This window comes from Nostoc sp. T09 (assembly GCF_002154695.1).
Classification (GTDB): Bacteria; Cyanobacteriota; Cyanobacteriia; order Cyanobacteriales; family Nostocaceae; genus Aulosira.
Genome location: NZ_MTAV01000213.1, coordinates 25,581 through 36,695 on the forward strand (window position 1 = coordinate 25,581; position 11,115 = coordinate 36,695).

Annotated in this window: 12 protein-coding genes and 2 pseudogenes; 6 read left to right on the plus strand and 8 right to left on the minus strand. The window is 41.7% G+C overall.

The annotated features are described in order from the left end of the window. Positions 1–15: 15 nt before the first annotated feature. From BV372_RS32160 to BV372_RS32180, 5 genes are all read left to right on the plus strand, one after another. Positions 16–672, plus strand: a complete 657-nt coding sequence (locus BV372_RS32160) for a DUF3386 domain-containing protein (protein ID WP_086691192.1) — start codon at positions 16–18, stop codon at positions 670–672. Positions 673–758: 86 nt separating this feature from the next. Further along, on the plus strand, positions 759–1,019 hold the full coding sequence (locus BV372_RS32165; RefSeq protein ID WP_086691194.1) for a hypothetical protein: 261 nt from the start codon (positions 759–761) through the stop codon (positions 1,017–1,019). Between the two features lie 583 nt (positions 1,020–1,602). Then, on the plus strand, positions 1,603–2,460 hold the full coding sequence (locus tag BV372_RS32170; RefSeq protein ID WP_179198308.1) for a hypothetical protein: 858 nt from the start codon (positions 1,603–1,605) through the stop codon (positions 2,458–2,460). Between the two features lie 11 nt (positions 2,461–2,471). Beyond that, on the plus strand, positions 2,472–2,894 hold the full coding sequence (locus tag BV372_RS32175; RefSeq protein ID WP_086691209.1) for a hypothetical protein: 423 nt from the start codon (positions 2,472–2,474) through the stop codon (positions 2,892–2,894). A 130-nt stretch (positions 2,895–3,024) separates the two neighbouring features. After that, on the plus strand, positions 3,025–3,831 hold the full coding sequence (locus tag BV372_RS32180; protein WP_256973584.1) for a basic amino acid ABC transporter substrate-binding protein: 807 nt from the start codon (positions 3,025–3,027) through the stop codon (positions 3,829–3,831). 202 nt (positions 3,832–4,033) lie between these two features. Here BV372_RS32180 and BV372_RS32185 read toward each other — a convergent pair whose 3' ends face one another. From BV372_RS32185 to BV372_RS32205, 7 genes and pseudogenes are all read right to left on the minus strand, one after another. Next, entirely contained in the window at positions 4,034–5,134 is a 1,101-nt protein-coding gene (locus BV372_RS32185) for an ABC transporter ATP-binding protein (RefSeq protein WP_086691200.1), read from the minus strand. Further along, positions 5,113–5,199, minus strand: a pseudogene (locus tag BV372_RS38515) (hypothetical protein); the annotation flags it as partial. The gene BV372_RS32185 and the pseudogene BV372_RS38515, both read right to left, overlap by 22 nt. Beyond that, a pseudogene (locus BV372_RS32190) lies at positions 5,178–6,023 on the minus strand (carbohydrate ABC transporter permease); the annotation flags it as partial. The pseudogenes BV372_RS38515 and BV372_RS32190, both read right to left, overlap by 22 nt. A gap of 3 nt (positions 6,024–6,026) precedes the next feature. Next, a complete protein-coding gene (locus BV372_RS32195; RefSeq protein ID WP_086691211.1) occupies positions 6,027–6,935 on the minus strand; it encodes a carbohydrate ABC transporter permease in 909 nt (302 codons plus the stop codon). A gap of 45 nt (positions 6,936–6,980) precedes the next feature. Next, on the minus strand, positions 6,981–7,109 hold the full coding sequence (locus BV372_RS38050) for a hypothetical protein (protein WP_256973585.1): 129 nt from the start codon (positions 7,107–7,109) through the stop codon (positions 6,981–6,983). After that, entirely contained in the window at positions 7,106–8,425 is a 1,320-nt protein-coding gene (locus tag BV372_RS32200; protein WP_086691203.1) for an ABC transporter substrate-binding protein, read from the minus strand. The genes BV372_RS38050 and BV372_RS32200 overlap by 4 nt, the downstream gene beginning before the upstream one ends. Positions 8,426–8,927: 502 nt before the next feature. Next, entirely contained in the window at positions 8,928–9,146 is a 219-nt protein-coding gene (locus BV372_RS32205; RefSeq protein WP_086691205.1) for a hypothetical protein, read from the minus strand. Between the two features lie 173 nt (positions 9,147–9,319). Here BV372_RS32205 and BV372_RS32210 point away from each other — a divergent pair, with 173 nt between their 5' ends. Beyond that, complete coding sequence (locus BV372_RS32210) at positions 9,320–10,615, plus strand: chloride channel protein (protein WP_179198307.1); 1,296 nt, start codon at positions 9,320–9,322, stop codon at positions 10,613–10,615. Between the two features lie 157 nt (positions 10,616–10,772). On the opposite strand, the gene BV372_RS32215 is transcribed toward BV372_RS32210, so the two are convergent. After that, on the minus strand, positions 10,773–11,063 hold the full coding sequence (locus tag BV372_RS32215; RefSeq protein ID WP_086691207.1) for a hypothetical protein: 291 nt from the start codon (positions 11,061–11,063) through the stop codon (positions 10,773–10,775). Between the last annotated feature and the right edge of the window lie 52 nt (positions 11,064–11,115).

Here is an 11,115-nt window from a genome sequence, read left to right on the forward strand (position 1 = left end):
GCTATAGGTGAACGCATGACAGTTACACAAATTTCTGCTCAGGAACTTTTCCGGGCTGCTTATGAAAACCGTTACACTTGGGACAAGAATTTTCCTGGCTACACGGCTGATATCACCTTTAAGCATGACGATCAAGTTATTACAGGTAAAGTAATTATCAGCGCCAATCTCAAGGCTGAAGTATTAGATGTAGAGGACGAACAAGCAAGCAAGGCGATTCACAACCAAGCTTGGGAAATCGCAATTCACCGCGTCCGTCGTTCCTTTGAAGACACCCACAGTGCAAATAGTTTTAGCTATGGTGCTACAGACGAAAATGGTGCAGTTGAGATTTTAGTTGGTGGTAAGGCTGAGGGCGATAAATACAAAGTCCGCAATAATGAGGTGAGCCACGTTCACCGTCTTATTCACGGTACTTTTGTGACAATTGACACCTTTAGCAGCCACCAGACTGGGGAAGGCTATCTGTCTCACACCTACGACTCTGTATATAATGACCCCAAAACAGGCGAACAAAAGGGTGGTAGAAGCGAGTTTACCGATGAATATGAAAAAGTCGGTAAGTATTTCATTCTCAATCGCCGGGAGATTCGCACCGAGACAGAAGGGAAAGTATCAACTCAGGAATTTATCTTCTCTAACATCAAGTTGTTAGAGCCTGTTGCTGCTTAATAAGTAGTGTAGAGTGGGCAATGCCCATCATATCCGGGTTTTGGTGGGCAATGCTCACCCTACTTTATAGGCGATCGCATCTTTAAGTGGGTGCGATCGCTTTTATTTTTGGCGTTTTGAGTTCCGAACTCGGCGTTTTGAGAAAAAAGCTTGGCGTTTCGAGTTATAAACTCGGCGTTCCGAGCAAAAAGCTCGACGTTTCGAGTTCCGAACTCGGCGTTCCGAGCAAAAAGCTCAGCGTTTCGAGTTATGAACTCGGCGTTTCGAGTAAAAAGCTCGGCCTTCCGAGTTCCAAACTTGAAGTTTTGAGTAAAAAGCTCGGCGTTCCGAGTTCTGAGCTTGGATAATGAAGCTCAAAGGTGCAATGACAAAGCTAAGTTCTCTGACGATGATAATAGTGAGAAACTTGTAAGCGATCGCCTTCTAAATAAGATGAAATTTTTGGCGGTAGTTTAGGCAGAAAAAATACTTAGGGACTTTCAATTACAAAAATATCCCAATGGTAGGGTGCGTTATGGTGATCGCCTAACGCACCGCCAATGAGATTAAAGATGGTGCGTTACCTGCTTAGGTTAGTTGCATACCTTATCCGCAAGTAAAGCTAAAAATATTAAGGCAAAATATTTAAGACTCATCAAGCTTTATGCCTTAATCTGTGGAGCCTGACAAATCAAAAATAAATTTTAGTTAATTCATCTTCATGTTAATGAGTCTGGTTATAAATTTTGGCTTTTTTACCGCAGTAATTAATTAAGAATTAAGTGCTTTTTGTAACTACCCTTTATCTAGTGAGATAATTTTGTCTAGGAATGGGTTTTAAACATAAATATGAAAGTTACGCGGATTAATGAATTCTCTTTATGGAGAGTTTGTATAGTAGCTTTTAGTCTTAGTGCTACTCTCAGCAGTTGTACACCAGAAAAAAGAACAATGCTCAGAGTAACCGCAGAAAATTTTCGTAATCAAGCGGTTGATGCTATAACTTCAGTCAAGAAAATTTATCAACTTGATGAGTTACCTCTAGATGCTAGAGTATCTCGTGATTTTATTGTTGAGCAATTACTAACAGATCGCACAATCAATTTTGGCGATCCTAGAGAAATAGATAAAATTATCTCTGGAGAAAATCAATCAAACAATCAGCCATCAGATTTTGATAGAGAACTTGATGCTTTGCAAGCAGAATACGACACGGCTGTAGAGATTTTTAACAACTTAGAAACAATTGACTACGGAAGTGCCAGAATAGTAGCTCAAACTGCTAAACCTGCAAGATGCTTAACAGTAAAGATGCTACTTTTAGCTAAACAAATTCAAGAAAAACCACCAAAACCCAATAATCCTCAAAGGGTAATTATAGGTTTGAAGCTACAACAGCTTCGGAAAAAGTATAATAATCCCAATACATCTTCACAAATCGGTTCAGAAGAAATTAAGCGTCAAGTTGCTGAACAAATAGATGAGTGGGTAAAAGTTAATGCGACTGAACAGCAAATACTCAATGAATCTACCTCTCGACTTTTAATAGCAGCCGATACTGGCAGAAAACTCTCAAAACTGATTGATGACTACCCTACTCTGAGCTTTGAAGCTATTGCGACTAGAGTTACTAATATTGTGGGAGTAGCAGCAAATTTTACTGGTAGAGACTACAGTTCAATCATCTCGAAGATGAATAGTATAGAACAATCGATTAACGAAGATAAAACTTTAAAAGAATTCTTGAGACAAGTATCTTTGAGAAGAATAAATTCACAACCTTTAGATACAAAATTATGTCAGGGTTAATGAGAGCATTTATGAGTGACGCAGATAATTCAAATATAGAAATAACAGATAGCCATGAGATTTTAGAAAAATTGCAAGAAATAGTTTCTCAAATAAAAGCAATTCCTAACAATCAAATAGATGTATCACATTTAAATAATACAGAGGAGGAATTACAAAATATTCTACCTCAACTTCAGTTTGCATTATTCAACGCTCAAGATGAAAGGAACTGGGAGCAAGTAAATAAGCTAAGAGAGGCAGTTCATGAATGCAAAGATACTTTGAATAGTGTAAGAGCAGCGATTATCAGGGCAACTATTATTGGAATTAAGCCAGCAAATTTAGCTGAAATGCAAAAAATATTACAGGAAATCAAGTCTACAGCTAAAACTAAATCTCAGATAGAATATATTATTTATGTTCTACGCTTTATGCGTAAGTTGTTTTTGTAGATATTATAAGTCTCAATTGTTGCAAACCATATACCGAATGTGAGAAAATCCGAAATTATTGAGTACAGCTTTGTATAGGTTTCTAGGCAATTAACCTAAATAAATTTTGTACTTTCTGCATTTGAGTAACGTGAAATCGATTAAGTGGAAATGGCGGCAACTAATTTTGGGCTTAAGCTGTCTGCTATTAGTGATTGCTTGTAATGGTTTGAGCCATACGAGTACCATAAGTCCAAACTCAGGATTAAAAGCTTTGAAGGTGGCTACAGATCCAACTTTTGTACCTTTCGAGATGAAAAATGTGAATAGTAATCTGGAAGGTTTTGATATTGATCTGATGAATGCGATCGCACAAGTAACTGGTTTAACAGTTCAGTGGGAAAGCCTACCTTTTGATGGGATGATTTCTACTTTACAAGCCAAAACAGTTGATGCTGCAATTAGTGGAATCACAATTACAGCCGAACGCCAAAAAACAATTTCCTTTACACGACCTTATTTTAAAGCTGGATTGGCGATCGCAGTTCGGGAAAGCAACCAAGATATTCAAGACTTAAATAGCCTTAAAGGTAAAAAGATAGGTGTGCAAATAGGCTCAACTGGGGCAGATTTTGCTAAAACAATCCCCAATGCCGAAATTAGTACATATAACTCTGGCCCAGATTTCTTTCAAGACTTGCTCAATGGTAATGTTGATGCAGTAGTGAGCGATGCCTTTGCGACTTTGTATGCCATTAAAAACGGCAATCTCAAAGGTATTAAAGTTGTTGCCAATCTGCTGACAGAAGAATTCTACGGGATTGCGACACCTCAAGATTCTCCTTATATGGAGTCAATTAACAAAGGCATAGCCACTTTGTTATCCAATGGCACTTATCAGCAAATTTATCAAAAATGGTTTAATACTCATCCCCCTGCATTACCAGAAAAATTTTAACCACAAAGAATTCAGGATTCAGGAGCCAGAATTCAGAATTTACTTGAGTGCGACTGGTGTATTAATAAGCGGATTTAATTCCCCCTAAGTCGTTAGTGTAGCGTCTCCGACAGGAGAAGATTTAGTAGTCTACAATTAGTGGCTCTTCTGAATCCTTCACTAATAGATACTGTATTCTGTATACTGAATTCTGCATTCTTCGCTAGCTTCTCACATTTAACATTTGCCTCCTAACAAGAGCATCGCCAGATTGCACATCAAACCAGTGAATATCTTCAGGGGGCAATGCCAGTGTAATATCCTCCCTATTCCAATTTTGGTCTGTTGGCAATAAAGCACGTACCGTAATTGCTCCAGTTTGTGAACCCTCAACTCTGATACTGACCAAATAGTGCATACCCAAGTTTTCCACTAAAAACACTCGCCCTTTAATAGTCTGAGTATCACCTGGTTGAGCAATGCGGACATTTTCTGGGCGGATTCCTAGAACAATTTGGGGTGGTACAGTTGGGATATCTGGCAGACGCACTTGAAAGTCACCCAGTATGGCGTATCGTCCCTGACAAGGTAGAGTTAGTAGATTCATCTGCGGACTACCAACAAATCCAGCTACAAATAGATTAGCTGGATGGTTATAGATGCGATCGGGTGGATCGAGTTGCTGGACATAGCCATCGTTGAGCAATGCTACTTTCGTGGAGAGCGTCATCGCTTCTGTTTGGTCGTGGGTGACGTAGACAACTGGTACTTTTTGGGCTGCAAAAATTTGCTTAATATCGGCTCGGACTCGTTCTCGCAGCAGTGCATCCAGGTTACTTAAGGGTTCATCCAACAAGTACACATCAGCATTACGCACCAAAGCACGACCGACTGCAACCCGCTGGCGTTGACCGCCAGACATTTGGCCTGGCTTACGGTTCATTAACTCTCCTAATCCCAAAACCTCTCCGACTTCTGCTACTCGTCGTTTAATTTCAGTAGGTGGTACTTTTTTCAGCTTCAGCCCAGAAGCGAGGTTTTCGTACACCGTCATGTGAGGATAGAGTGCATAGCTTTGGAATACCATTGCAATATTGCGATCGCTTGCTCGCTTATGGGTAACATCTACATCCCCAATTTTGATTTGTCCGCGAGTAGGTTCTTCAAGACCTGCAATCATGCGTAGGACGGTAGATTTGCCACAGCCGGAAGGGCCAAGTAAAGTGAGAAACTCATCGTTATCTACAGTTAAGCTAACGTCTTTGACCGGGACGACTTTGGGATTATAGGTTTTATTCAAATTTATGAGTTCAAGTTTAGCCATTTTTCTTTTATCCTTTGACAGCCCCAGCGGTAAGACCTTGGACAATCCGGCGCTGGAAAAACAAAACTAGTAAAACCAAGGGCACAGTTCCCACAACAGTTGCAGCGGCGATCGGGCCGTAGGGAATTTCATATACTGAGGCACCACCCAATTGAGCAGCAGCAACGGGAATTGTCTTCAATTCTTCGCGAGTCATAAACGTGAGAGCGAAGATAAACTCATTCCAAGCAAAAATAAAGGTGAGAATTCCCGTAGTTACCAAGGCAGGAAGGGTCATGGGTAGAACGATTTGCCACAAAAGTTGAAAGGTGTTGTAACCATCGACCCTAGCGGAATCTTCCAAGTCTTTCGGTAATTGTTGAAAAAAGCTTCTGAGTACTAGAATTGTCAGCGGCAAATTGATGGCGGTGTAGGGTATGATTAGCGCCAGATAGTTGTTGCCCAGTCTCAGCGCTTGGATAATTTCTAACAGTCCCAAGAATAAAAGAATTCCCGGAAATAAAGTCACAATTAGAACAGCAGCAAGGATAACTTGTCCACCCCAAGGGCGTAATCGTGCGAGAGCATAGGCAGCAGGTGCGCCGATCGCTAAAGATACAGCTGTGGAAATAATCGACACTAAGGCACTGTTGAAGATGTATCGCCAAAACGGACGACGGGTGAATAACTCAATGTAGTGATTAAAAGTAAATCGCGTCGGAAAATAAACAGTAGGAACGGCGGCGATATCTTCATTAACTTTAAATGATGTCAGCAATTGCCATAAAGCTGGCGCTAGGCTAAATAGCACTACTAGTGAAATTGCTATTGGTAGCAAGATTTTTTTAAGAGAATTGGTTCCCCCTGTTCGTTTTGGAGTCGTTGGAACTGTTTGTGGAACTACACTCATGGGTTAAACGGCTCCTGATTTGGCACGGTATTTGTTGAGCAAGAAACTAGCGATCGCCACCGCAGCAATCAATATTAAAAATGTCACTACTACTAAGGCTGCTCCATAACCAAAATCTAAGTAGCGCATCACCGTAGAGTAAATATACAGCGACACCACTTCCGTAGCGCCACCAGGTCCACCCCCAGTCATCACCGCAATCAAATCAAAAATCCCGAAAGCTTGAGCAAACCGAAATAGCACTGCAATTAAGATTTGCGGCAGCAGCAGTGGCAGGGTAATATTGCGGAAGCTTTGCCAAGCACTTGCCCCATCGACAGAGTAGGCTTCGTAGAGGTCTTTTGATATCGACTGCAACCCAGCTAGCAGCAGGATACTGATAAAAGGCGTAGTTTTCCAAACATCGGCAAAAATCACTGCGATCATCGCCAGCGTTGGATCTCCTAACCAGTTAATTCCAGTTTTAATCAGCCCTAGTCGTCGCAGGATATCGTTTACAATCCCAAACTGATCGTTAAAAATCCAAGCCCATGCCAGACCAATCAAAGCGGTAGGCAAAGCCCAAGGTAGAATGGCGGTTGTACGCACTATACCCCGGCCAAAAAACGCCTGATTGAGAACCAGAGCAATCCCCAGTCCTAGCAGTAGTTCTGAAATTACGGATGCTGTGGTGAACACAGTCGTTGCCCACAAACTTTGCCAAAAACGACCATCCCCCGCCATCCGTATATAATTGTCCAAACCAGAGAATACGGGTTGTAGCTCCGTTCCCAGATTTCTGGTAAATACACTTAACCAGAATGCTCGTAAAATCGGGTAGGCAAATACAAACAACAGCAGCAGCAATGCTGGTGTCAATAATATCCAGGCTGTCCGTTGTTCCCGACCTCGGAGTGTATGTGAATTAGTCATTTGTGATTTGTCATTGGTCATTTGTCATTGGTCATTTGTCAAGAGTCATTTATCATTTCTCCCTTGTCCTCCTTGTCTTCCTCGTCTCATTTCTCCCCATACTTCCCACACTCCCCACGCTTCCCACACTCCCCACACTTCCCACACTTCCCACACTCCCTTCCCTGCTTTCATCCTTTCCTCCCCGCTTCCAGCAATCGGCGCGTTTCCGCAGCAGCAGCTTGCATTGCTCGTTCAGGATTCATCCGACCGGATAGTGAGGCGCTGAGATAACGCTGTAAAATATCTGAGGTCTGAGCGTATTGGGCGATTGGCGGACGTAAAACGGCATTGTCCACGACCTCCAATAGCTTCGGATAGTGAGGATATTTGGCAACAATCTCTGGGTCTGTAAACAGTTCCCGGCGACTGGGCACATAACCTGCGGTCAAAATAAATCGGCGCTGTGCTTTGCGACTGGTAAAATACTGAATTGCTTTCCAAGCTTCTTCAGGATGTCTAGAAGATTTAGCAATTCCTAAACCCCAGCCTCCTAGACAAGCCCCCCCAGTCTTACCAGGAGCATGAACCATCGGTTTAATTGCAATTTTGCCCCGGATTGGCGAATTTTCTGCTTGGGCTAAAGGCCACGCATAGGGCCAGCTGCGTAAAAATGCCACTTGACCACTTTGGAATAAGCGCCGGGTGTCTTCTTCTTGGTAGGTTGTGACTCCAGGAGGAGAAACGCCCTCACTGACAGTACTACGCAGAAACTCAATGGCTCGTAATGTTTCTGATCGATCTAGCCCAACTTCCAGCGTATCGGGATTAACCCAGAAGCCACCAAAGCCATTGAGGACTTCCACAAACATCGCCACGAGTCCTTCATATTGGCGACCCTGCCAAACATAACCCCAATTTACCTTGTCTTGCTTCTTCAAGGTTTGGGAAATTCGCATCAAATCCTCAAAGGTTTCCGGCGGCTTTAGTCCTGCTTGTTTGATTAAATCTTCCCGGTAGTAGAGCATTCCCACATCGGAACGTATGGGAATTCTGTACAGCTTGTTTTGGTAACGTCCCCCTTCGACATCCTTGGGCGAAAATGCTGCTAAATCCTCCTTAGAAATGCGATCGCCTAGAGGTAACAACCATCCAGCAGCAGCAAATTTGGATGTCCAAATGACATCCATATTTATCAGGTCATAAGGAGATTCACCCAAGATAAAAGATGAGGTATATAGGTCTTCGAGCAAATTTGTGGCATTTGGCCCTTCAACCAAGTTAATGCGAATGCCTGGGTTCTCAGCCTCAAAGTCTCTAATTAAACCCTGTCTCCAAGGTTGGGCATCAGGAGCAGTCATTAACAGATTGAGGGTAACTGGTTGCTGCGAGAGTGCTACCCAACTGAACAATATGATGCCTAACAGAGTTGCTAGAAAAACCCCTATACGCAAAAAACTTTGTTTTTGGATGAATTTTTGCAGCTTGTTTATTGGCTTGCGGTACAACATTATCAATGTAGCGATCGCTCGTCTTAATAATTATTAGAAAATGAAACCATGCAATATCTTAAAAAATTTTATTTTATGTTACTTTTGACCAAAAAACTTAATTAATGAATAAAACAATCAAAAAACTTAAAAATAATCAGCCTTATTGTAAATAAGCGTAAAATTTTGGGGAAAACTCGCAAACATACAGCAATTTCTTCAAGAAGGAAGAAACTGTTTACTAAGACAGTTAATAGCTACTTTTATAAAGATAAATTAATTTCTTCTTAATTAATTAAACATCTTTCTAAAGATAGAGGAAGCCACAGAATTGGCTTCCCCAAGTGGTAGAAGATTTTTAATATTTATAGAAATGTTTCCTGATGCTTAAAAGTTTAGTATTTACTATTTTTCATATATAGCTAAGGTTTCCAAGCTAAAATCCTGAGGTTTCCTTTGCTCTGGATTGGCAAATTTTGTTTGTGTAGTGGCGGTTTGTAACCGCCTTAACTAAGCAGTTTTTTTACTCTTTAGTGAAGCCAATCATCTCATCAGTTGGTTCATCCAGCATTTCTGGTACTAAAGCTGGGTTGGATCTGCGTTCTTCTGCTGATTGTTCTCGGATCACATCGTCCATTTTCGGAGGGTGTTTAATTTTGTCTAGTACCTCTGGGCTTAATTGTGATGGATCACTTTCGGGATTCATCTTTTCGGCTTGGCTAGGAACTGTTTCTTTATTCATGACTATTTCCCCATACTTCTACGCCAAGCTTAGATTTTCCAGTTGCGAAGCACACACTATCTAGAGACTTAAATACTTCTTATAAGGACTAAAGATGATTTAGCTAGCCAATAGCTTTTACTATAGAAAATGTAAATATTCTGTAACTTTCGTTTCAAAATAGGAAATCAGCAGTGCTACCAAATAAGCCCCCGGCTAGCAATCAAACTCAACGCTGGACATTTTCTCAACTTTTTGGCTTGGCAAAGCGTAATCCGCTAATGATTTCACGCTGGGTTTTATGCTGGGCAGCCGTTGGGACTGTTAGTGGTCTGTTTGCTGGTTTCTACTGGAATGTTCTAGAGTTAATTACTCATGGACTGCGACAATTTGAAGGTCCGAGTCTGCTTTTGATAATGCCGCTTAGCGGTTTATTGATTGGGTTAGTGATTCATTTTTTGGGAAATCCCGGTGAAATCGCTGTAATTGTTGATAATATCCACTTTCGCGGCGGACGGCTGGATACTCGTAAAAATCCCTCAATGATTCTTGCTTCTCTAGTCAGCATTTCGGCAGGTGGTAGTGCTGGGCCAGAAGCACCGCTAGTACAAGTAACTGGTTCTTTTGGCACTTGGGTAGCCGATCGCCTAAAACTCAAAGGAGAAGATCTCAGATCTATGAGTTTAGCAGCGATGGCGGCTGGCTTCACTGCCTTGTTTGGCTCACCCCTTGGTGGTGCGATGTTCGCCCTAGAGATTTTGCACCATCAGCATATTGTGGAATATTACGAAGCTTTGATGCCTGCTATTGTGGCTAGTTGTGCTAGTTATCTGGTATTTGCAGCAATTACCCATTTAGGAATTGCACCCACTTGGAATTTTCCCCAATACAACTTAGCGAACATTGATGATTTTGCTTTGGCGATCGCCTTTGGTATTTTAGGGGCGGTAGCAGGATGGATTTTTATGGGGATTTTTCGGAGTTGCGATCGCCTATTTAGCCTAATTCCTGGGCCAATTTATGTACGCACCACAGTCGCAGGCTTGGGATTGGGGATTTTAGCAGCTGTTTTGCCACTTACCCGTTATTTTGGTCATGAAGAACTAGAATCTGTTGTTACTACTAACTTTCCGGCTATTTTTCTGTTGCTGCTAGCTTTGGGTAAAATGGCTGCGATTAGCATGACAGTTACAGGTGGTTGGCGTGGTGGATTTATCATCCCCTTGTTTTTTACTGGTGCTTGTGTAGGTAAAGCAGCAGCACTCTTAATTCCCAGCGTCAATCCTGCTTTGGCGATGATTTGTACAATGGCTGCTATTAATGCAGCAGTCACGCGTACACCTATCAGCACAACTTTGCTGCTATCAAAACTAACTAACTTTAGTCCTTTTACACCCATACTCTTTGCTAGTTTGATGGGATTTTTCTTCGCGCCTAAAGTTCCTTTGATTGCATCTCAACTCAAGAACCAAACAGAAGCAGTTCATTAGCACCATTTCTTTTAAGATACAAGGGTGTGTTATGTCGCAGGCTAACGTACCAATGCACTATCAACAATTCAAGTTGCTTGCTGCCTAATTTGGCTGTTAGTGCGCTTTCAAGCTAGTTTCAGAGCTAGTTTTACCCCGTGGCCGTTCACCCTTGTTTTCAACAATTCCACGCTTTCTGTTGAATAAAATCGGTAAGTTTAGACCTATTTTGGGATTGTTTCACCCTAAGTAAGGCAAGTTCAGCTATCATCTGGCTTTCTTTAGACCTAAGTAAGGCAAGTTCAGCTATAAGCCAAGTTTCTTTCGCCTGAAGTTGGGCAAATTCAGCCATAATCCGCGACTCCTGAGCCATACTTCGAGCTTCAGTAAAAACTTCTAGTAAATTTTGATAATCTTGTGACATTAATAATTCTCCTATAACAACCTTATCCCTACGACCTTTACCCATCCAATTACCCCAATGTTCTGTCTTTTATATTGCACTATTTTAGTCTAGACAC

Excerpts from the sequence above, each read along its gene's own strand:
- BV372_RS32160 (WP_086691192.1), top strand. The coding sequence starts at position 16 with ATGACAGTTACACAAATTTCTGCTCAGGAACTTTTCCGGGCTGCTTAT.
- BV372_RS32170 (WP_179198308.1), top strand. The coding sequence starts at position 1,603 with ATGCTCAGAGTAACCGCAGAAAATTTTCGTAATCAAGCGGTTGATGCT.
- BV372_RS32175 (WP_086691209.1), top strand. The coding sequence starts at position 2,472 with ATGAGTGACGCAGATAATTCAAATATAGAAATAACAGATAGCCATGAG.
- BV372_RS32185 (WP_086691200.1), bottom strand. The coding sequence starts at position 5,134 with ATGGCTAAACTTGAACTCATAAATTTGAATAAAACCTATAATCCCAAA.
- BV372_RS32195 (WP_086691211.1), bottom strand. The coding sequence starts at position 6,935 with ATGACTAATTCACATACACTCCGAGGTCGGGAACAACGGACAGCCTGG.
- BV372_RS38050 (WP_256973585.1), bottom strand. The coding sequence starts at position 7,109 with ATGAAAGCAGGGAAGGGAGTGTGGGAAGTGTGGGAAGTGTGGGGAGTG.
- BV372_RS32200 (WP_086691203.1), bottom strand. The coding sequence starts at position 8,425 with ATGTTGTACCGCAAGCCAATAAACAAGCTGCAAAAATTCATCCAAAAA.
- BV372_RS32205 (WP_086691205.1), bottom strand. The coding sequence starts at position 9,146 with ATGAATAAAGAAACAGTTCCTAGCCAAGCCGAAAAGATGAATCCCGAA.
- BV372_RS32215 (WP_086691207.1), bottom strand. The coding sequence starts at position 11,063 with ATGGGTAAAGGTCGTAGGGATAAGGTTGTTATAGGAGAATTATTAATG.